The organism is Rhodococcus sp. NPDC060090 (genome assembly GCF_042729855.1).
In the GTDB taxonomy this organism is placed as follows: Bacteria; Actinomycetota; Actinomycetes; order Mycobacteriales; family Mycobacteriaceae; genus Rhodococcus.
On record NZ_JBHWXB010000003.1, the window covers coordinates 218,437 to 238,452 of the forward strand.

Consider the following 20,016-nt stretch of genomic DNA (forward strand, 5'->3'; position numbering starts at 1 on the left):
TCGCACGTGTCATTAGCAGCAGAGGCCGAGGACGCCGCGCGCGCATACGCGCAGTGGCAGCAAGCGGTCGCGGGCGTACTCGCAAAGTCGCGCCGCGTCGATCCCGCAGAACTCGGCCCGGAGCCGCAGCGTCTGCTCGAGACCACCACATACGACGACGTGACGGTTGCTCCGCTCTACAGCGGCCGCGACGAACGCCCGGAAGCACCCCTGCCCGGGCAGTTCCCGTACACGCGGGGCGGTTCGTCCACCCGCGACGTCAACGCCGGCTGGCTCGTCAGCGCCCGCTTCGACGGAACCGACGCCAAGAACCTGGGCGAACAGATCCTCGACGCTCTCGAGAACGGCGTCAGCGCCCTGTGGCTGCAGGTCGGCGACGGTGCCCTACCCGTCGACGGACTGTCCGTTGCACTCGACAAGGTCCTCGTCGACCTCGCGCCCATCAGCCTCGACGCCGGCGCTGACGTCCCTGCCGCAACCACGGCCATGTACGCGCTGCTCGACGCACGCACCGACGTCGCCGACCGCGGCGCCGTGCGCATCGCGCTCGGCGCCGCGCCGCTGACCAGCGCCTTCTCCGGCCGCGCCGACATCACCGTCGACGAGGCCGTTGCACTCGCCACCGCGGCAACAGAGCGCGTCGAGACGGTCCGCGCGTTCACCGTCGACGGCACCGCCTTCCACAACTCCGGTGCATCCGACGCCGAGGAACTCGGCGCGGCCATCGCCGTCGGCATCGAGTACGTCCGCGCGCTCGTCGCTGCCGGTCTATCTGCCGAACAGGCTCTCGGCCAGATCGAGTTCCGATTCGCGGCCTCCGACGATCAGTTCCAGACCATCGCGAAGTTCCGCGCAGCCCGTCTGCTGTGGGCACGTGTCGCGCAGGTCGCCGGAGCAGGCGACGCGGGCAATGCGCCGCAGCACGCGGTGACCTCCGCCGCCATGATGGCTCAGCGCGACCCGTGGGTGAACATGCTCCGCACCACCCTCGCCGCCTTCGGCGCCGGAGTCGGTGGCGCCGACTCCGTCACCGTCCTTCCGTTCGACTCAGCGCTGCCCGCCGGCGCCGTCGGAGTATCGGAGGCGTTCTCCGCGCGTATCGCCCGCAACACCAACCTGCTCCTTCTCGAGGAATCCAACCTCGGCCGTGTCCTCGATCCGGGCGCCGGATCCTGGTACATCGAGGACCTGACCGCACAGGTCGCGGCGAAGTCGTGGGAGTTCTTCCAGCAGATCGAAGCGGCCGGCGGCTACCGCACGGCGCTCGACGCCGGGCTGGTCGCGGACCGTATCGCCACGACCCGCGCCCGCCGCGAGTCCGACATCGCGCACCGTAAGACCTCCGTGACCGGCATCAACGAGTTCCCGAACCTCGGTGAGGCCCCGCTGCCCGCCGGCGTCGCCGACTCGGGTGCCTTCGCGGCGCGCTACGCGGCACCGTTCGAGGCGCTGCGCAACCGCTCCGACGTCTACCTCGCCGTGCACGGCTCCCGGCCCACGGTGCTGCTCGCACCGCTCGGCCCGGTCGCCGAGCACAATGTGCGCACCACCTTCGCCAGCAATCTGCTCGCGGCCGGTGGCATCGACGCGATCAACCCCGGGCCGGTGGACCCGAGCGACGACACCCTCGCCGCCGCGGTCCGCGACTCCGGCGCCACCGTCGCCGTGCTCTGCGGCACCGACGCCCGTTACGGCGAGCACGCAGGCACCGCCACCGCCGCGCTGCGCTCCGCCGGGATCACCACTGTGCTCCTCGCCGGCCCGGAGAAGGCCGTGGGGGACGCGCAGGGCGACAACCGTCCGGACGGTTACCTGACCGCGCGTATCGACGCGGTCGCTGCACTGACCGATCTTCTGAACACCCTGGGAGCGTAAGTGAGCATCCAATCCGAGATCGGCAGTTTTGCCGATGTCCCGCTGACAGATCCGGATTCCACGGAACCCGCTGCTCCCACCGCGGAGCAGACCGCCGCGCTCGTCGACTCCGTTGCGTCCGCCAACAACTACACCGTCGACGACGTCGTGTGGACCACCCCCGAGGGCATCGACGTCAAGCCCGTCTACACCAAGGCCGACCGCGACGCCATCGCCGCCGACGGCTACCCGCTCGGCAGCTACCCGGGTATCGCGCCGTTCGTGCGCGGCCCGTACCCGACGATGTACGTCAACCAGCCGTGGACCATCCGCCAGTACGCGGGCTTCTCCACGGCCGCCGAATCCAACGCCTTCTACCGCCGCAACCTCGCGGCCGGCCAGAAGGGCCTGTCGGTGGCCTTCGACCTGGCGACGCACCGCGGCTACGACTCCGACCATCCACGCGTTCAGGGTGATGTCGGCATGGCCGGAGTCGCGATCGACTCGATCCTCGACATGCGTCAGCTGTTCGACGGCATCGACCTGTCGAAGGTCTCGGTGTCGATGACGATGAACGGCGCGGTACTGCCGATCCTCGCGCTGTACGTCGTGGCTGCCGAAGAGCAGGGTGTCACCCCCGAGCAGTTGGCCGGAACCATTCAGAACGACATTCTGAAGGAGTTCATGGTCCGCAACACCTACATCTACCCCCCGAAGCCCTCGATGCGGATCATCTCCGACATCTTCGCGTACACCAGCACGAAGATGCCGAAGTTCAACTCGATCTCCATCTCCGGCTACCACATCCAGGAAGCCGGAGCCACAGCCGATCTGGAGCTCGCCTACACCCTGGCCGACGGTGTCGAGTACATCCGCGCAGGCCTCGACGCCGGCATGGAGATCGACAAGTTCGCACCGCGTCTGTCGTTCTTCTGGGCCATCGGCATGAACTTCTTCATGGAGGTCGCCAAGCTCCGCGCCGGTCGGCTCCTGTGGGCCGAGCTCGTCGAGAAGTTCGATCCGAAGAACGCGAAGTCGCTCTCCCTGCGCACCCACTCGCAGACTTCCGGCTGGTCGCTGACCGCGCAGGACGTGTTCAACAACGTCGGCCGGACCTGCGTCGAGGCGATGGCCGCGACCCAGGGCCACACCCAGTCGCTGCACACCAATGCGCTCGACGAAGCGATCGCATTGCCCACCGACTTCTCGGCCCGCATCGCGCGGAACACCCAGCTGCTGCTGCAGCAGGAGTCCGGCACGACCCGGCCCATCGATCCGTGGGGCGGCTCGCACTACGTCGAGTGGCTCACCCACGAGCTCGCCAACCGGGCCCGCGCGCACATCGCGGAGGTCGAGGAGGCCGGAGGCATGGCGCAGGCCATCTCCGAGGGCATCCCGAAGCTGCGCATCGAGGAAGCCGCTGCCCGCACCCAGGCGCGCATCGACTCCGGCCGCCAGCCGCTGATCGGTGTCAACAAGTACGTGCCCGCAGAGCCCGACAGCATCGAGGTTCTCAAGGTCGAGAACTCGAAGGTGCGTGCCGAGCAGCTCGCGAAGCTCGTCAAGCTGCGCGCGGAGCGTGACGAGGCAGCCACCCAGGCCGCGCTCGCCGAGCTCACCCGCGCCGCGTCGTCCACCGAGGACGGGGCGAGCGGAGCGACGGGGAATGTCTCGATGGAGAACAATCTGCTCGCGCTCGCGATCAACGCGGCCCGCGCGATGGCCACCGGCGGCGAGATCTCCGACGCGCTCGAGAAGGTCTACGGCCGGCATCAGGCCGAGATCCGCACGATCAGCGGCGTCTACCGTGACGAAGCAGGGGAGGCGAGCAACATTTCCACGACCATCGAACTCGTCGAGAAGTTCGCGGAAGAGGAGGGCCGCCGCCCCCGTATCCTGGTCGCGAAGATGGGACAGGACGGCCACGACCGTGGCCAGAAGGTGATCTCCACGGCGTTCGCCGACCTCGGCTTCGATGTCGACGTCGGACCGCTGTTCCAGACACCGGAAGAGGTCGCCCGGCAGGCGGCCGACAACGACGTGCACGTCATCGGCGTGTCGTCGTTGGCTGCGGGACACCTCACACTGGTGCCCGCGCTCAAGGCGGCGCTCGGGGAGGTCGGCCGTGAGGACATCATGATCGTGGTCGGTGGCGTCATCCCGCCCGGCGACTTCGACGAGCTGTACGAAGCCGGTGCCGCGGCGATCTTCCCGCCCGGCACCGTCATCGCTGATGCCGCCGCCGGCCTGCTCACCAAGCTCGGTGCCCGCCTCGGACATTCGCTCGGGAGCTGATGCGCACATGAGCGACACCTCGATCGGGACCACCGCGACGCCTCGGCGTCCGGTCGACCTCGACGCCCTCGCGGAGTCCGTACTCGCCAACGAGCGTGCCGGACTCGCGAAGGCGATCACCCTGATCGAATCGACTCGAGACGACCATCGGAAGCAGGCGCAGCAGCTACTGTTGCGCCTGCTCCCGCAGGCGGGCGGGGCGATCCGGGTCGGTATCACGGGCGTTCCCGGGGTCGGGAAGTCGACGTTCATCGACTCGCTGGGTATGTATCTGATCGGTAAGGGGCACAGGGTCGCGGTCCTCGCCGTCGATCCATCGTCGACGAGGACCGGCGGGTCGATCCTGGGTGACAAGACCCGGATGGCGCGGTTGGCGGGAGAACAGGACGCCTTCATCCGTCCGTCTCCGACAGCAGGCACCCTCGGCGGTGTCGCCAAGGCGACCCGCGAGACCATGGTGCTGCTCGAATCGGCCGGGTTCGACGTGATCCTGGTCGAGACGGTCGGTGTCGGGCAGTCGGAGGTCACCGTCGCGAACATGGTGGACTGCTTCTGTTTCCTGACTCTCGCCCGCACCGGCGACCAGTTGCAGGGCATCAAGAAGGGCGTGCTCGAGCTCGCCGACCTCGTCGCGGTGAACAAGGCGGACGGCAACCACGAGCGCGACGCGCGTGTCGCTGCCCGCGAACTGTCCGGTGCGATGCGCATGGTGCATCCACACGACGCAGTGTGGAAGCCCCCGGTGATCACCATGAGTGGGCTGGAACGCGTGGGTCTCGACACGTTCTGGGACACCGTCCTCGAACACAAGAAGGTGCTCACCGAGGCCGGGCAGTTCGACGAGAACCGCAGTCGTCAGCAGGTCGACTGGACGTGGACGATGGTGCACGACCAGCTGCTCCGCCGACTCGAGAGCAACCCGCGGGTCAAGGCGATCCGCGGCGACGTCGAAGCCGGGGTCCGCACGGGGTCGCTCACCGCGGCCATCGGTGCGCAGCGGATCCTGGATGCATTCGACGGTGTCGACGGTGTCGACGGTGTCGACGGTGTCGACGGGGCCGACGGGGCCGACGGTGTCGACGGGGCCGTCGAGAACGACGGTCCCGCTCTGTGACCCGGAGCGTCGCCGCGCGGATCGTGTTCGCGGTTTTCGGTGTGCTCGCCGCGGTGCATCTGATCGCCCAGCTCATCGATCCCGAGGCGATGCTGGTCGACGCCACCCAATGGCTGCTCATGCCGGTGCTGGCGGCAGCACTGGTCCTGGGCACGACCGCGCCCCGGTCCCGGCTCGTCGAGCTCACGTTGGTGGCATTGACCTTCTCGTGGCTCGGCGACACCGCACCCGACCTGTTCGACGGCGACACCTCGTTCCTCGTGCTCGTCGGATTCTTCCTGTGCGCGCAGGTGACGTACATCGCGGCGTTCATGCCGTACCGGGCCGACAGCGTGCTGCACACACGACGGTGGGTGCTCGCGGTCTTCGCGGTCGCGGTCGTCGTGCTGGTGGCCGTCTGCGCTCCGGGTGCGGGCGTGCTCTTGATCCCGGTGGTGCTCTACGCGTTGTGCCTGGCCGCGATGGCGATCCTCGCCACCGGGGTCGGGCCTACCGTCGCGATCGGCGCGGTGATCTTCGTTGTCTCCGATTCGCTGATCGCATTGCGCGCGTTCATCGACGACTTCCCGCTGCCGCTGTCGGGTTTCTGGGTGATGCTGACCTACATCGCAGCGCAGGTTCTGATCACACACGGCGTGATGACCCGAGCCCGGGCGACCCGGAGCGAGAACGATGACCGGACTGCGGTTCGTCAACTGGACTGATCGACGGAGAACGGGCGTGGTCATCACAGCTGTGATGACCACGCCCGTGTCGTCGCAGAGGGGGACCTCTTGATCAGAGGCCGAGAAGCTCGGTGGCGACTCCGACCGCAGCCGGCCCGTCCAGGCTGGGGAACTCGGCCCATTGCCCGCCGGTGACCGAGACACGCACATCCGGGAACTCGACGGTGGTGACGGTGATGCCGGCAACGGCTGTGCCCATGTTCATGGTGTACGCGACGCCACCATTGGACTCGACGGCGCTGTCGGAGAGCACTTCGAGTCCTGCGGTACCGAGTACCGAGGTGTCGGACACGGCGCCGTTCCCTGTTTCGATCATGACCTCGACCGTGCGGATGTCGTCGAGGCTCGTGGCAGCTTCGGGTGTAGTCCAGGTGCAGTACACGCCGTAGTCGCTCGAGCCGTTGTTCGGATCGGCGTCGAGCCCTTCGATGTACTGCTCCACGGCGGGTGCGACGTCGTCGCAGCTCGTGAACTTGGCGAGGAGGTCGGCGTCGAGTGTCTCGACGCTGACGTCTCCGTCGGAGAACGAAGCGTCGGCGGTCTGTGAGGCGCTGTCGCCATCGGATGAGGACGAAGCGTCGTCGGAGGAGCAGGCGCCGAGGATGAGTGCGCAGGCGAGGAGTGCGGGGAGGGCCGCGAGACGGTGTCGATTCACGCGGCGAATGCTATCCGGTGTGGTGTCCCGCACTGATCTTGGTATGGGTGTTTTGTCCGTTCACGTGGCGTGCTAGATTTTTTGGCCCTGCGGGTCTTCCTGCAAGACCGCGGGGGTCGGAGCCTCGAGCTTTTCGAGACCACCCGACGACTCGGCCGGGGTGAGCTTCGAGCGCTTCCACGACACGACCAGCAGCGTGATCCACCCGGCGATGAGCAGCATGTAGAGCAGCGTGGCGACCATACTGGACACCTCGAACGTGTCGAACAACTTGTACAGGTTGGTCACGACGATGACACCGCCGACCGCGGTCCCCAGTAGCGTCGCGGGAACGCGCGAGACCAACCATGCAGCCACCGGAGCAGCGAGCGCACCACCGATCGCCAACCCCGCCACGATGACCAGGTTGTCGAACGATTCGCGTCCCAGGCCGATCAGGAAGCCGATGCTGGCTGCGACGGCGACGAGGAACTCCGAGGCACTGACCGAGCCGATCACCGTGCGCGGCGCGGTCTTTCCGCGAGAGAGCAGCGTGCTGGTGGTGATGGGACCCCAGCCGCCGCCACCGCTCGCGTCGACGAAACCACCGAAGAATCCGAGCGGTGAGAGGAACTTGGCGGTGTGCGGCGAGGTACGGGCGTTCGCCACGGCGGGTGGGCGCACCGAGAAGCGCAGCGCGACATACACACCGATGATCAGCAAGATCGTCGCGGTCACCGGTACGGCTGCTTCCGTGGACAGGCCCGAGAGGACGGTGGCGCCGAGGAATGCGCCGATCGCACCGGGAACGCCGAGTCGCAACACGACCTTCCAGTCGATGTTGCGGAACCGCCAGTGCGCGGCACCGGACACCAGGGTGGTACCGACCTCGGCCAGGTGGACCGCCGCGCTCGCGTGGGCCGCGCCGACGCCACTGAAGATCAACAAGGTGGTGGCAGTGACACCGAATGCCATGCCGAGCGCACCGTCGACCAACTGGGCGCCGACGCCGACCAACGTGAAAACAAGGAGATTGAGCATGCAACGCTCCGTGCGACTGGAAGGAACCTAGACGAACACGACGAGCGGTGCGACACCGCTCAGAAGGACATCCAGGTACAACACTCGCAGTCGAAGCATGCGCCACGACGGGTAGGCCAGAACGCCATCAGCGCAAGCCGAGCGGCAGGAGCCGTCTCGATGCTCGTCGCGTGCATGATGTCCCAATTCTTTCGTCGAACCACTTCGGTCGCCGGACAGGCGACCGATCGAGCATAGCCCGTCGCCGACGACGGATGCACGTCGGCGCGGAGATTCAGGGCAGTCGGCGCGTCGAGATCTCGAAGCCCGCTGCGCGCAGCCTCTCGGTCAGCACATCACCGAACGCCACCGCAGGAGTCAGTACCCCGCCACCCGCATGGAGTGCAGAACCCCCGACTGCCAACGACAGCGCGGATTCACCCAACATCACCGCAGTCGCCTTGTATCCGGGGTCGCCGTTCGCCGCGAATCGCGCCGTGTAGCGGGCACCGGTCTCGGTGGTGGTGTACAGATCGACCGTGAAATGACCCTGCTCTCGGGTCTTCTCCGACGGGCCCTCGCCGGGTGCGGGCAACAGTTTGTCGAGCAGGTACCGGGTCGGACGGAACGACAGGCCCGCCACCAAGGCGCCCAGTCCTGCCGCGACAGCCCCGGCGATCACCGGGGATGCCACCGACGACCCGACGCTCATCACCTCCCGATACCGGAACCGCGGTCCGTAGGTGCCGTCCGTGAGGGCGCTGCTGCGCCGCACCACCCGGGTGTTGACCGATGCCATCGCGAACGGCGCCTTCCATCCGGTCACCTCGGGAGCGATCGTCTTGCCGTCGACCAGCGCGACATCGCTCTGCCTGCCGTGATCGGGTTCCTGGTCCCGGTCGGGCGACAACGAGTAGGGGCTCGCCGCGATCTTCCGGGCCGTGCGATCGGTGCGGACGACGTCGATCTGGTTGCGCAGGGAATCGATCGTGCCGCCGCTGATGCCACCACTGAACGACGTCAGGATGAATGTGGTGTCGGTCAGGGCGCCGGCGTTGTCGGCCTCCGCGGCGCGACGCAGGGCATGCACACCGAGATCGGACGGAACCGAATCGAACCCGCACGCGTGCACGATGCGGGCGCCGGTGCGGTGGGCGACCTCGTCGAACCGGTCGATGCTCTCGCGTTGGAACAGGACCTCGCCGGTCAGATCCACGTAATCGGTACCTGTCTCGGCGCACGCCTGGACCAGCGGCATGCCGTACCGGGCGTACGGGCCGACCGTCGTGATCACCACGCGGGTCTCGGACGCCATCGCGGCCAGGGAGTCGGGGTCGTCGGCATTCGCGATGATCAACGGCCACTCGGCGGCCGCGGGAGGAAGTGTCGAGCGTACGGCGGCTAGTTTGTCGCGGGAGCGACCGGCGAGACCGACCGTCAGGCCGGACGGCAGGTGGTGGGCGAGGTACTCCGCGGTCAGGCGGCCGACGAAGCCGGTGGCGCCGTAGACGACGACGTCGAGATGGCGTGAGGCAGTCATGCCGCCCACCCTACTGGCGAGTAAGTCGCGGTGCGACCGTTCTCACACGGGAGTGTCGGTGACGGGTCCACAGCACCGTCCAGGACACCACGACACACACGACGACAGCGGCGCGCACCGACCCGAGCGCCGATTCGGGATAGATCACACCGGTGAGATAATGCTCGATGAATCCGCCCGGCGGCAGCCCCGACTCACCGGCCCGGGTCCGAGCCCAGTTCTCCGCAGACGTCAGCGGGCAGTCGAAACCGATGAGCACCGACGCGGCGCCCCACACCACGGCGAGCACATGCGTGACGAGCGTGCGGGGCCACCTCCACGTGAGGAACCCGCCGAACGCGACGTAGAGCACGAACAGCAGATGGGCGAACGCGGTCGCGTCGGCGAGCAGCCGGTAAGCCATAGGACCAGCGTAGGCCGGTCACTCGTCCTTCACGACGAGCACGGGAACCGCTGCTTCGATGATCACGCGCTGCAGCCCACGCTCGAGGAGGAACTTGCCGGTCGCGGTCCGGCCGCGGCTACCCACCACGGCCCGGTCGGCGCCGCTTCGCGCGAGCAACTCGATCAGCGTTCCGACCGAATCGCCGTCGTGCACCTCGGTGAGGACCTCCCAGTCGCCCTCGCCGAGGACGCCGAGGACCTCCGCGCCTACCGTGTCGCTCTCAGCGGGATCGTCGAGGGGCGCCAGCACGACCAGCTTCTGCCCGCGGTCGGCGGCCTCGCGGGCGCCTGCACGCAGGGCGGCGCGGCCTTCGGGGGTGTCGGCATGGACGACGGCGACAGTCATGATGCTCCTAGGCGCAGTGGAACGGTGGGTCGACTGTGTACCAGTATCGCGGCCCGCACGGGTGAATCGGGCATCGGACCCCTGTGGAAATGGTCTCTGCCGTCGGAGTCCTGTCGGTCGGATCTCACCGGGCGGGCCGTCACCAGGGCGCAGACGCGTAGTCCTTGAGGAAGCACCCGTAGAGATCCACGCCCGCCTCGCCCTGCACGATCGGGTCATACACCCGCGCCGCGCCGTCGACGAGGTCGAGGGGCGCGTGGAAGCCCTCCTCGGCCAGCCGGATCTTGGTGTGGTGAGGTCGCTCGTCGGTGATCCACCCCGTGTCGACGGCGGTCATGAGAATGCCGTCGCCGAGCATCTCTTCGGCGCTCGTGCGGGTGAGCATGTTGAGCGCAGCTTTCGCCATGTTCGTGTGCGGATGCCCCGGCCCCTTGTACCGGCGGCCCGCGAATTGCCCTTCCATCGCCGAGACATTGACGACGTACTTGCGGCGCGCCGGAGACGCGGCCATGGACGATCGCAACCGGTCGACGAGGATGAACGGCGCCACCGAGTTGCACAACTGAACCTCGAGCAGCTCGAGCGGCTCGACCTCGCCCACGGTCTGCACCCAGCTGTTGGTGTGCACCAGGTCCGGAAGCAGCCCGCCGGCGTCGATCGCGATGCCCGCGGCGATTCGCTCCGGGGTGGCGGACCCGGCCACCATGGCCAGCGACGACACGGACTCCGGCGACAACGCACTACCCGAGAGGCTGCCCGCGAGTGCGGCGGGATGCGCCTCCGACGGCTTGCCGAACGTGAGCACCTCGGGACGAGGACCTGCCGGTAGGGCTGCGGACTCCGCCTCGGCGAGCGCCGAATAGGCGCCGGGGGAGCGGCGGACGGTCTGCGCCGCATTGTTGATGAGGATGTCCAGCGGGCCCTGCGCCGCGACCTCGTCGGCGAGAGCCACGACCTGCGCCGGGTCCCGCAGGTCGATGCCGACCACACGCAGGCGGTGGATCCAGTCGGCGCTGTCCTCCATCGCGCTGAACCGGCGGATCGCATCGTTCGGGAAACGGGTGGTGATCGTCGTGTGCGCGCCGTCGCGCAGCAGTCGCAGCGCGATGTACATGCCGATCTTGGCGCGACCACCGGTGAGCAGCGCGCGCCGCCCGGTCAGATCCGTGCGCGCGTCACGCTTGGCGTGATTCTCCGCCGCGCACTCGGGGCACAGCTGGTGGTAGAACGCATCGACCCGGGTGTACTTGTCCTTGCAGACGTAGCAGCCACGCGGACGCAGCAGCGTGCCCGCGCTCGCGTTCCGTGCGGACGACGTGAGCGGAACCCCGGCGGTCTCGTCGTCGATGCGGGTGGGGGAGCCGGTCGCGGTCGACTCGAGGACCTCGCGGTCGGCGGCGGCCTTGCGGTCGCGTCGCTCGATGCGGCGCAGCCGCTTGAACTTCTTGAACATGTGCCCGACGGCGCGCTGCACGGTGACCGCATCGGGATGATCGGCCGCGAGATCCCCCGCGAAATCGAGAACGCGGAGGCAGACTTCGAGATCGGCGGAATCGATCCGCTCGGAACCGAGTGCGTCGGTGAGTGTCGTTGCAGTGTCGCTGTGGGGGTCCATGTGGCCTTTTCCGGTGTGTACTGAAGCCCGACTATGGTACCGGGCGAGTGCGGACGGCCCGCTGCTCATGTCCTGAGGATCACTTCGGAGGAATGATGAGCTCGACCACACCGGCGCGTGTCAAGAAGAAGTTCGCCGATCTACCGCCGTGGCAGCGAGCCCTCGTGCTGGTTCTCGCGAGTGTCCAACTCTCCCTCGCCGCGACGGCCTGGGTGGATCTCGCGACCCGCCCCGCAGAGAAGGTCAACGGCAACAAGCTGAAGTGGGCGCTGATCATCGCCGTGAACTTCATCGGTCCGATCAGCTACTTCCGCAAGGGCGCCGCAATTGAGCGACATCCTCTCGACGAAGAAGGCCCCGATCCTGAATCAGGTTCGGGGCCTTGATATTTCGCGTGTCCGAGGGGGGACTTGAACCCCCACGTCCGTTAATAGGACACTAGCACCTCAAGCTAGCGCGTCTGCCATTCCGCCACTCGGACCGGTGCCACACGGGCACGCGGTGTGCTCCCGCTTCCGCGGGCGCTGTCGAAAACAGTAGCGCATGGATGCTCTGTTCCCCAATTCGCCTACCCCGTGGTCACCGGAGCTGAGGCGTCCGTGCCGAGAGCACTCGACCGACCGGCCGGACAACGATGAAGGCCCCGAACCTGATCGGTTCGGGGCCTTCATCGTCTGTCTCGACTCAGAGTGTCCGAGGGGGGACTTGAACCCCCACGTCCGTTAATAGGACACTAGCACCTCAAGCTAGCGCGTCTGCCATTCCGCCACTCGGACTCGAGCGCGCCCCCACTCCGGCGGGCGCTGTGAAAGATTAACGCACCACGCCCCAGCTCCCAAATCGCTACCCCCACCTGCAGTGATTCGCGGCGTCGTCGATGGTAGACATGCAGGCATGGCCACAACATCGAATGCGCACCAGCCCTCCAGAGCCGAAGCAGAGGTCGTCGACCTCGTGTCCCGGCTCATCCGCTTCGATACCTCCAACACCGGCGACCTCGCCACCACCCGCGGTGAGAAGGAATGCGCCGAATGGGTCGCGTCCCAACTCCAGGAGGTCGGATACGAGACCACCTACGTCGAATCCGGCGCCCCCGGTCGCGGCAACCTCTTCGCCCGGCTCCCGGGCGCCGACCGCGACCGCGGCGCGCTGATGCTGCACGGGCACCTCGACGTGGTGCCCGCCGAACCGGCCGACTGGAGCGTGCACCCGTTCTCCGGAGCGGTCGAGGACGGCTACGTCTGGGGTCGCGGTGCGGTCGACATGAAGGACATGGTCGGGATGATGATCGCCGTCGCCCGACGCTTCAAAGCGGAGGGCATCGTCCCGCCCCGCGATCTCGTCTTCGCGTTCCTCGCCGACGAGGAGGCCGGCGGTACCTACGGCTCCCAATGGCTCGTCGCGCACCGCCCCGACCTGTTCGAGGGCGTCACCGAGGCCGTCGGTGAGGTGGGCGGCTTCTCGTTGACCGTGCCGCGTCCCGACGGCACCGAACGCCGTCTCTACCTGGTCGAGACCGCAGAAAAGGGCCTCGGCTGGATGCGTCTCACGGCGAAGGGCCGCGCCGGGCACGGATCGTTCCTCCACGAGGAGAACGCCGTCACCATCCTGGCGCAGGCCGTCGCTCGGCTGGGCGCCCACACGTTCCCACTCGTGGTCTCCGATTCGGTCGCCGAATTCCTTGCCGCCGCGGGGGAAGAGACCGGCCTGAACTTCGACCCCGCCTCCCCGGATCTCGAGGGCACCCTTGCGAAACTCGGGTCGATCGCCCGGATCGTCGGTGCGACGCTGCGCGACACCGCCAACCCCACGATGCTGAACGCCGGCTACAAGGCGAACGTGATCCCGCAGACCGCAGAGGCCGTCGTCGACTGCCGCATCCTGCCCGGACGCCTCGCCGAGTTCGAACGCACCGTCGACGAACTGATCGGCCCCGACGTCACCCGCGAATGGATCACCAGCCTCGACTCGTACGAGACCACGTTCGACGGCGACCTCGTCGACGCGATGAACGCCGCCATCGAAGCCCACGACCCGCTCGGCCGCACCGTGCCATACATGCTGTCGGGAGGCACCGACGCCAAGGCATTCGCCAAGCTCGGAATCCGCTGCTTCGGCTTCGCGCCCCTGCAGCTCCCCCCGGACCTCGACTTCGCCGCACTGTTCCACGGCGTCGACGAGCGTGTCCCCGTCGACGCACTGCGCTTCGGCACCCGCGTCATGGAACACTTCCTCATGCACTCCTGATCACGAACTCGATCACCGAACACAACCCGAAAGGACCGGTATGGCCTTCGATTACGACCCGTACAAGTTCCTGCCCGAGCTGCCCACCTTCCAGGTGACCAGCGAGGACTTCGCCGAAGGTGACACGTGGAAGCTTCCACAGGCCAGCGGCGCGTTCGGCATCCCCGGCGGCGGCGACGTCTCACCGCAGCTGTCGTGGTCGGGTTTCCCCGCGGAGACGAAGAGTTTCGTCGTGACCGTGTTCGACCCGGACGCGCCGACCGGATCCGGCTTCTGGCACTGGGCTGTGGCGAACATCCCGGCCACCGTCACCGACCTGCCGTCCGGGGCCGGCAGTACGGACTCGGCTGCTCTGCCGATCGGTGCGGTCTCGCTGCGCAACGATGGCGGCGCATTCGGATTCATCGGCGCTGCGCCGCCGCCTGGGCACGGGCATCACCGCTACATCGTCGCCGTGCATGCCCTCGACGTCGAACTGCTCGAGGGTGTCGGCCTGGAATCGAGCCCGGCGTTCCTCGGCTTCAACGTCTTCGGGCACGCCATTGCACGCGGCCTGCTGACCGGTACGTACGAGGTCGAGTAGAGGAACAGACAGCGGGGGCCGACACCGTCGATGGTGTCGGCCCCCGCCGTCTGCCGGGAGTAGCTCAGCGACCGGCACCGACCGCATCGGCGAGCGACGCGTAGCCGGAGGCCCGCACCTTGCGGGCGAGGCCCTTGTTGAGTCGCCGCGTCCAGAACGCGCCACCGTAGATGAACCCGGTGTAGCCCTGCACCAGCGACGCACCGGCCAGGATGCGCTCCCACGCCTGCTCCGGCGTCTCGATGCCACCGACCGACACCAACGTCAACCGATCACCGACACGCGCATACAGCCGTCGCAGTACTTCGAGGGACCGCGTGGCCACCGGCGCACCCGACAGGCCGCCGGCCCCGATCTCCTCGAGGCGGGCGGGGTCGGTGCGCAATCCGTCGCGGCGGATGGTGGTGTTGGTGGCAACGATCCCGGCGAGCTTCAACTCGACGGCGAGATCGGCGACCGCGTCGACGTCCTCGTCGGACAGGTCGGGGGCGATCTTCACGAGCACCGGCACCGTCACGGTGTCGAGTACCGCCTGCAGCAGCGGCCGCAACGACTCGACGGCCTGCAGATCCCGCAGACCCGGGGTGTTCGGGGACGAGACGTTGACCACCACGAAATCGGCGAGCGGACCGAGCAGCTGCGCGCTCGCGGTGTAGTCCTCCACCGCCTGCTCGGCAGGCACGATCTTCGTCTTGCCGATGTTCGCGCCGATCGGCACCGTCCGGCGACGTTGCCGCAGTTGATTGGCGGCTTCACCGGCACCGTGGTTGTTGAACCCCATCCGGTTGATCAGCGCGCGGTCCTCCGGCAACCGGAACAGTCGCGGCGCGGGGTTACCGGGCTGCGACTGCGCCGTGACGGTGCCGATCTCTGCGAAACCGAACCCGAGTGGCCCCCACGCGTCGACCCCCTTCGCGTCCTTGTCGAACCCGGCGGCCATGCCCACCGGATTCGGGAACCGAACGCCGAACACGGTGCTGTCCAGCACCGGATCGTCGACGGTGAGGATCTTCGAGGCGAGCGCGCGGGTCGGTCCGAATCCTGTGATCAGACGCAGCACCAGGAACACCAGATGGTGAATCCGTTCCGGCGGCACGAGGAACATCACGCGAAGAAGCAAGCTGTACACGAACAACTCCCTGCAGATCCGGGCAGTGACCCGGGTGATCGATCAGCGGACGGTGGGTTCGGGGAGGTGACGGCCGGTCTTGCGGCGACGCAGCAACACCCGCCGACTGCCGTCCGGATACAACCGCAGCCGGGTCAACTCCCAGCCGTGGAACTCGGCGGAGATCGCGAGTCGGAGCGAGGCACTGATCCGCGACACTTCCTTCGGAAGCTTCAGCGGTACGTACTCGTAGTCGTCGTTGCTGGTGTCCCACCCCACCGGGAGGCGGGTGAACCGGCTCGCACTTTCGCCTGCCATCACTACCCTTCGACCGGAATCCTCTGCAGTCCGTCGCCGGTCGCGGATGCCACCACCAGCGCAGCATCGGCCGGGTCGACGGCGAGCGAGTTGGGTTGCTGCACTGTCGCGAAGCGGTGGCGCTCCCTCGGAATACCGGTCGACAGATCGTAGCCCACGACCTCGTTGCTGCCGGTCAAGGTGACCCACACCAGGTCACGTTTCTCGTCGTAGGCCACCGCGTACGGTGCCGGACCCGCCGGATACCGCTGCCGCAGGACCAGCGAATCGAGGGTGTGGACGAGTAGTTCGTCGCCGTCTGTGTCGGTGACCATCACCCGCCCGAACGGGTCGCTGGTCATCTGCGTCGCGCCCTCGCCGGCGCGGAGCGCCATGCGCAGGTTCGCATCCTCGACGTCGACTTCGTTGATGGAGGTCTGGTGCCGGTCCAGGGCCGCGAGGGTGCCGTCGGCGACCGCGAGCGCGTCGACGGAGATGAGCCCGCCGATCGTCGACTCCACGTCACCGGTCTCCGGGGCGACGATGAGGACCGTGCCGTCCGCGGTTCCGACCGCCCAGCGGCCGTCGGGAAGGACCGCAGCCGAGAGCGCCTCGCCGTCGATCGGAACTTCGGTGACGGACCCGGTGGTGACGTCGACCTGCGCGACCACGCCTGCCGCGGGAGCCAGCACGGTTCCGTCGGGGCCGACGGCGACGGTCGCCGCGCTCGCGGGCAACGGCACCTCGCGCGGCGCTGCGTCTGCTCCGTCGATCAGCAGCACCTGCTGCCCGTCGTCGACGAGGGCGGCGACGACGCCGGTCCCCGGTGCGATGACCATCGCTTCCACCGACTCCGCGAGGGGGGTGATGATGCCGGCGGGGGCAGCGGTCACCGCGGGTGACACCGCGGCGGTGGCCGGTTCGCGGGTCGGCACCGACTCGGCAGCCTCGTCGGACGAGGCGCATCCGGCGACCAGCGTCACCGCGAGCCCGATCACTACCGCGGCGCTGCGCATCACCGGTCCACCCATCGTCGTTGCTCCTCGCTGTCGTCCTGTGACTGTGGCAGTGCCCGAAGACAATGCCACCACCCAGTGTTCCCGATCGGCATCCGGTGGGTGCAGGCGCCTCCGTGCCGGTCAGCGCAGGTGTGACGCGGCGCTCACGGCGTCGGTGCGGGTCCGTCCCGATGCGGCAGTACGAGCGGGGTACCGGTCTCCGGGTGCGCGCCGACCCGTACCGGATAGTCGTAGACCCGGCTGAGCAGTTCTTCGGTGAGCACCTCGGCCGGAGCACCGTCGGCGACGAGAAGGCCCTTCTCCAGCACGCAGATGCGGTCGGCGTACGCGGCGGCGAGTCCGAGGTCGTGCAGGACCACCACCACGGCGTGACCGTGATCGGCGCGGGACCGCACCACCCGCATGATCGTTTCCTGATGCCCGATGTCGAGCGCCGCGGTCGGTTCGTCCAGCAGCAAGGTCTGGGTGTCCTGGGCCAGCACCCGGGCCAGCGCGACCCGGGCCCGTTCGCCACCGGACAACGCCGGGAACGGTCGGTCGGCGAGATGTGCGACATCGCACGTCGTGAATGCGTCGTCGACGAATTCGAGGTCTGCGGCTTGCCGGTCCGTGCGCGCCCATGCGGCGCGGCCCATCTGCACCACCTGCCGCGCAGTGAACGGAAAGCCGACGGTATGCTGCTGCGGCAGCACGGCACGTCGCCGCGCCAATGCGAGGGGAGTCCACTCGGCGAGGTCCTGCCCGTCGACCTCGACGTGCCCGGCGCTGAGCGGATGGTCGCCGGTCAATGCGGCGAGCAGCGTCGACTTGCCCGCGCCGTTGGGGCCGACCAGGGCAACGATCTCGCCGGCGCGGACCTCGAAGTCGATGCCGTGCAGAATTTCGCGTTCGCCGCGCCGCAACCGGACCCCGGTGCCGCGCAGCGTGACGGAACCGGGCGCGGATCGCTCGGGCAGGTCGCGGCGGCCGCGTAACCGACCGAATTTCTGGGCGAGCGATGCGACGGGAGAGGTCCGTGATGTGGCGAGCGTGAACGAGGATCGACTCACGCCCACCCACCCTGCTTGGCGCGGGTGCGGCGCAACATGAGGAAGAACACCGGGCCGCCGATCAGCGCGGTGAGCATGCCGAGCGGCAGGTCGGCGTTGGGCACCAGGGTGCGGGCTCCGAGATCGGCGGCGAGGAGCACCACCGCGCCGCCGAGAACGCTGGCGACCATGAGCACACGGTGGGCGGGGCCGAGCGCCAGACGCATCAGATGCGGCACCACGAGCCCGACGAACATGATGATGCCGGTGAACGCCACCGCGGCACTGACCAGCACCGCGACCGCGACGATCGCCACCTGCCGCACCCGTTCGACGTCGACACCGAGATGACGGGCCACGCTCTCGCCGAGGGCGAGCACATCGAGTTTGGGGGCGAGCACGATCGCCACCGCCACACCGACCACGGTGAGCGGGGCGACGACGCCGACGACGTCCCACGTGGCGCCCCCGAGACTGCCCAACTGCCAGAACACGATCTGGTCGCGGGCCGCGGGGTTCGCGACGAAGGTGAAGAGCGCGATGAGTCCGCCGGCCATGGCGTTGACGGCGACACCTGTGAGGATCACGGTGACCACCTCGGTGCGGCCACCCGAACGCGACATCGCGTACACGAGGAAGGTGGTGACCAGACCCGACAGCATCGCCGCCCCGGCCAGTGACCACCCGGACGAGAAGGCGCCGCCGAGCACGATCACCGCGGAGGCGCCTACGGCGGCACCGGACGACACCCCGATAACCCCGGGCTCGGCGAGCGGGTTCGCGAAGATGCCCTGCAGCAGCGCCCCGGAACAGCCGAGCGCGGCGCCGACGAGCATTGCCACGACCACCCGGGGGAAGCGCACCTCCCAGAGTGTCACCTCACCGGCCGGATGGGCCGGCATCGGACCGATGTCGAGACCGATGCGGTGCAGCACACTGCCGACCACTTCGGCGGGGCTGGTCGGCACCTGACCGAGGCATGCCGACACGATCGCCAGTCCCACGAGCGCGACGACGAGACCCGCGAACACCACGGTGGTGCGGGTGGATCCGGCCTTGCGGAGCGCCTCCACGGGCAGTCCGGTGGTTTCGCCGACCTCGCTCACCGCAGGCACTCGATCACGGGGCATCGGACGGATAGAACGCCTCGACGAGGGCCGCGAGCACTTCACCGGTCTCGGGCCCGAAGCTCAGCAGCACCGAATCCTCCATGTCGATGATGCTGCCGTTCTTTCCGGCCGGGGTCTGCGCGACACCCGGTAACGCGGCCAGGCCTTCCGGGCCGCCGACGGACTCGAGACTGCGCGTCATGATCAGGATCGTGTCGGGTGCAGAGGCGATCATGGCTTCGCTGGTGATCGGCATGAATTTCGAGTCGAGACCGGCCACGGTTCCTGCGTCGCGTCCGCCGAGGGATTCGATCAATGCATCGGCTCCGGAACCCGGGCCGCCGAGCATCTTGATCGCGGAGCCGCGCAGGTACAAGAACGCGACGGTGAAATCGGGGTGATCTTCCGGAATCGAGGCCTGCGCAGCGGCGATTTCCTCGTTGGTGCGCTGCACCAAGGCCTCGCCCGCCTCGGGAACGCCGAGTGCCGCCGCGACCGACTCGATGCCCGACGCCACAGTGTCGAGGTTGCGTTCGGGATCGACGAACACCACCGGTACACCGGTGTCGCGCAACTGCTGCTGCACGGCCAGCGGCCCGATCGAGGTGTCGGTGAGCACCACCGTGGGGTTCAATGCCAGGATCGCCTCGGTGTTGAGGCTGTGCCCGCCGGGTGTGACGTTCGTCAGGTGCTCCCCGGCGGGGAAGATCGTGGTGGAGCGGCCGACGACGTTGTCTCCGAGACCGAGCGAGAACACGGTCTGTGCGAGGGTGCCCGAGCGGTCTGCGACCACGATCCGCGACACATCGGTCACGGTGACATCGACACCGTCGACGCTGCGCACCGTCGTGGGGAGCGTCGGGGACGGGTCGGTGGTGATCGGTCGTGGATCGGGGTCGGCGACGGTCGCGGTGCGGGCACCCGCAGCGGCGGACGCGTCGGTTCCGCCGGAATCGGTGCTGCAACCGCCGAGCACGAGCACGACGATCGCCACGAGCAGCGCCGACAGGATGTTCACGGTCGAACGGAACATATCGT

18 protein-coding genes, 2 tRNA genes and 1 pseudogene are annotated in these 20,016 nt (G+C 68.2%); 7 read left to right on the forward strand and 14 right to left on the reverse strand.

Annotation, left to right across the window (positions count from 1 at the left end; translation table 11 throughout):
- The first annotated feature begins 6 nt into the window (after nt 1-6).
- The 4 genes and pseudogenes from ACFWCF_RS05655 to ACFWCF_RS05670 all read left to right on the forward strand — a co-directional run bounded on the left by ACFWCF_RS05655 (nt 7) and on the right by ACFWCF_RS05670 (nt 5,967).
- Nucleotides 7-1,875, forward strand: coding sequence for a methylmalonyl-CoA mutase family protein (locus ACFWCF_RS05655; protein ID WP_378558251.1), 1,869 nt, complete (start codon nt 7-9; stop codon nt 1,873-1,875).
- The gene (scpA, locus tag ACFWCF_RS05660) at nt 1,876-4,149 is read left to right on the forward strand and encodes a methylmalonyl-CoA mutase (RefSeq protein WP_378493176.1); all 2,274 of its coding nucleotides are present in this window, start codon (nt 1,876-1,878) and stop codon (nt 4,147-4,149) included.
- Nucleotides 4,150-4,156: 7 nt separating this feature from the next.
- Nucleotides 4,157-5,173, forward strand: a pseudogene (gene meaB, locus ACFWCF_RS05665) (methylmalonyl Co-A mutase-associated GTPase MeaB); the annotation flags it as partial.
- An 86-nt stretch (nt 5,174-5,259) separates the two neighbouring features.
- Nucleotides 5,260-5,967 carry a lysoplasmalogenase gene (locus ACFWCF_RS05670; protein ID WP_378558254.1) on the forward strand — a complete coding sequence of 236 codons (708 nt, stop codon included), beginning with the start codon at nt 5,260-5,262 and terminating at the stop codon, nt 5,965-5,967.
- 73 nt (nt 5,968-6,040) lie between these two features.
- On the opposite strand, the gene ACFWCF_RS05675 is transcribed toward ACFWCF_RS05670, so the two are convergent.
- The 6 genes from ACFWCF_RS05675 to ACFWCF_RS05700 form a co-directional block, all read right to left on the reverse strand.
- Entirely contained in the window at nt 6,041-6,643 is a 603-nt protein-coding gene (locus ACFWCF_RS05675; protein ID WP_378558257.1) for a hypothetical protein, read from the reverse strand.
- 72 nt (nt 6,644-6,715) lie between these two features.
- Nucleotides 6,716-7,663 carry a sulfite exporter TauE/SafE family protein gene (locus tag ACFWCF_RS05680; RefSeq protein ID WP_378558260.1) on the reverse strand — a complete coding sequence of 316 codons (948 nt, stop codon included), beginning with the start codon at nt 7,661-7,663 and terminating at the stop codon, nt 6,716-6,718.
- Between the two features lie 274 nt (nt 7,664-7,937).
- Complete coding sequence (locus tag ACFWCF_RS05685) at nt 7,938-9,182, reverse strand: saccharopine dehydrogenase family protein (protein WP_378558263.1); 1,245 nt, start codon at nt 9,180-9,182, stop codon at nt 7,938-7,940.
- Nucleotides 9,183-9,192: 10 nt separating this feature from the next.
- Nucleotides 9,193-9,585 (reverse strand): DUF2784 domain-containing protein, encoded by a 393-nt coding sequence (locus ACFWCF_RS05690; protein WP_378558266.1) that lies wholly within the window; start codon nt 9,583-9,585, stop codon nt 9,193-9,195.
- A gap of 18 nt (nt 9,586-9,603) precedes the next feature.
- Nucleotides 9,604-9,972 carry a universal stress protein gene (locus tag ACFWCF_RS05695; RefSeq protein ID WP_378493157.1) on the reverse strand — a complete coding sequence of 123 codons (369 nt, stop codon included), beginning with the start codon at nt 9,970-9,972 and terminating at the stop codon, nt 9,604-9,606.
- Between the two features lie 139 nt (nt 9,973-10,111).
- Nucleotides 10,112-11,587: an SDR family NAD(P)-dependent oxidoreductase gene (locus ACFWCF_RS05700; RefSeq protein ID WP_378558269.1), complete on the reverse strand. Its 1,476-nt coding sequence runs from the start codon at nt 11,585-11,587 to the stop codon at nt 10,112-10,114.
- Nucleotides 11,588-11,682: 95 nt separating this feature from the next.
- On the opposite strand from ACFWCF_RS05700, the gene ACFWCF_RS05705 reads away from it, so the two are divergent.
- Entirely contained in the window at nt 11,683-11,973 is a 291-nt protein-coding gene (locus tag ACFWCF_RS05705) for a PLDc N-terminal domain-containing protein (protein WP_378558657.1), read from the forward strand.
- Between the two features lie 9 nt (nt 11,974-11,982).
- Here ACFWCF_RS05705 and ACFWCF_RS05710 read toward each other — a convergent pair.
- Together ACFWCF_RS05710 and ACFWCF_RS05715 are read right to left on the reverse strand one after the other, a co-directional pair.
- A tRNA-Leu gene (locus ACFWCF_RS05710) sits at nt 11,983-12,068 on the reverse strand.
- A 209-nt stretch (nt 12,069-12,277) separates the two neighbouring features.
- A tRNA-Leu gene (locus ACFWCF_RS05715) sits at nt 12,278-12,363 on the reverse strand.
- 118 nt (nt 12,364-12,481) lie between these two features.
- On the opposite strand from ACFWCF_RS05715, the gene ACFWCF_RS05720 reads away from it, so the two are divergent.
- Complete coding sequence (locus ACFWCF_RS05720; RefSeq protein WP_378558272.1) at nt 12,482-13,834, forward strand: M20/M25/M40 family metallo-hydrolase; 1,353 nt, start codon at nt 12,482-12,484, stop codon at nt 13,832-13,834.
- A 40-nt stretch (nt 13,835-13,874) separates the two neighbouring features.
- On the forward strand, nt 13,875-14,417 hold the full coding sequence (locus tag ACFWCF_RS05725) for a YbhB/YbcL family Raf kinase inhibitor-like protein (protein WP_378558275.1): 543 nt from the start codon (nt 13,875-13,877) through the stop codon (nt 14,415-14,417).
- Nucleotides 14,418-14,481: 64 nt separating this feature from the next.
- On the opposite strand, the gene ACFWCF_RS05730 is transcribed toward ACFWCF_RS05725, so the two are convergent.
- The 6 genes from ACFWCF_RS05730 to ACFWCF_RS05755 all read right to left on the reverse strand — a co-directional run bounded on the left by ACFWCF_RS05730 (nt 14,482) and on the right by ACFWCF_RS05755 (nt 20,011).
- Nucleotides 14,482-15,546, reverse strand: a complete 1,065-nt coding sequence (locus tag ACFWCF_RS05730; RefSeq protein WP_378558278.1) for a quinone-dependent dihydroorotate dehydrogenase — start codon at nt 15,544-15,546, stop codon at nt 14,482-14,484.
- Nucleotides 15,547-15,588: 42 nt separating this feature from the next.
- Nucleotides 15,589-15,843: a DUF5703 family protein gene (locus ACFWCF_RS05735; protein WP_378492824.1), complete on the reverse strand. Its 255-nt coding sequence runs from the start codon at nt 15,841-15,843 to the stop codon at nt 15,589-15,591.
- 2 nt (nt 15,844-15,845) lie between these two features.
- Nucleotides 15,846-16,853 (reverse strand): hypothetical protein, encoded by a 1,008-nt coding sequence (locus ACFWCF_RS05740; RefSeq protein WP_378558281.1) that lies wholly within the window; start codon nt 16,851-16,853, stop codon nt 15,846-15,848.
- 131 nt (nt 16,854-16,984) lie between these two features.
- Complete coding sequence (locus tag ACFWCF_RS05745) at nt 16,985-17,797, reverse strand: heme ABC transporter ATP-binding protein (protein ID WP_378558660.1); 813 nt, start codon at nt 17,795-17,797, stop codon at nt 16,985-16,987.
- 89 nt (nt 17,798-17,886) lie between these two features.
- Nucleotides 17,887-18,948 carry a FecCD family ABC transporter permease gene (locus ACFWCF_RS05750; protein ID WP_378558662.1) on the reverse strand — a complete coding sequence of 354 codons (1,062 nt, stop codon included), beginning with the start codon at nt 18,946-18,948 and terminating at the stop codon, nt 17,887-17,889.
- 40 nt (nt 18,949-18,988) lie between these two features.
- Nucleotides 18,989-20,011 (reverse strand): hemin ABC transporter substrate-binding protein, encoded by a 1,023-nt coding sequence (locus tag ACFWCF_RS05755; protein ID WP_378558284.1) that lies wholly within the window; start codon nt 20,009-20,011, stop codon nt 18,989-18,991.
- Between the last annotated feature and the right edge of the window lie 5 nt (nt 20,012-20,016).

Coding starts and splice junctions, on each gene's coding strand:
- ACFWCF_RS05680 (WP_378558260.1), bottom strand. CDS start 7,663: ATGCTCAATCTCCTTGTTTTCACGTTGGTCGGCGTCGGCGCCCAGTTG.
- ACFWCF_RS05685 (WP_378558263.1), bottom strand. CDS start 9,182: ATGACTGCCTCACGCCATCTCGACGTCGTCGTCTACGGCGCCACCGGC.
- ACFWCF_RS05690 (WP_378558266.1), bottom strand. CDS start 9,585: ATGGCTTACCGGCTGCTCGCCGACGCGACCGCGTTCGCCCATCTGCTG.
- ACFWCF_RS05695 (WP_378493157.1), bottom strand. CDS start 9,972: ATGACTGTCGCCGTCGTCCATGCCGACACCCCCGAAGGCCGCGCCGCC.
- ACFWCF_RS05700 (WP_378558269.1), bottom strand. CDS start 11,587: ATGGACCCCCACAGCGACACTGCAACGACACTCACCGACGCACTCGGT.
- ACFWCF_RS05705 (WP_378558657.1), top strand. CDS start 11,683: ATGAGCTCGACCACACCGGCGCGTGTCAAGAAGAAGTTCGCCGATCTA.
- ACFWCF_RS05720 (WP_378558272.1), top strand. CDS start 12,482: ATGGCCACAACATCGAATGCGCACCAGCCCTCCAGAGCCGAAGCAGAG.
- ACFWCF_RS05725 (WP_378558275.1), top strand. CDS start 13,875: ATGGCCTTCGATTACGACCCGTACAAGTTCCTGCCCGAGCTGCCCACC.
- ACFWCF_RS05735 (WP_378492824.1), bottom strand. CDS start 15,843: ATGGCAGGCGAAAGTGCGAGCCGGTTCACCCGCCTCCCGGTGGGGTGG.
- ACFWCF_RS05740 (WP_378558281.1), bottom strand. CDS start 16,853: ATGGGTGGACCGGTGATGCGCAGCGCCGCGGTAGTGATCGGGCTCGCG.
- ACFWCF_RS05755 (WP_378558284.1), bottom strand. CDS start 20,011: ATGTTCCGTTCGACCGTGAACATCCTGTCGGCGCTGCTCGTGGCGATC.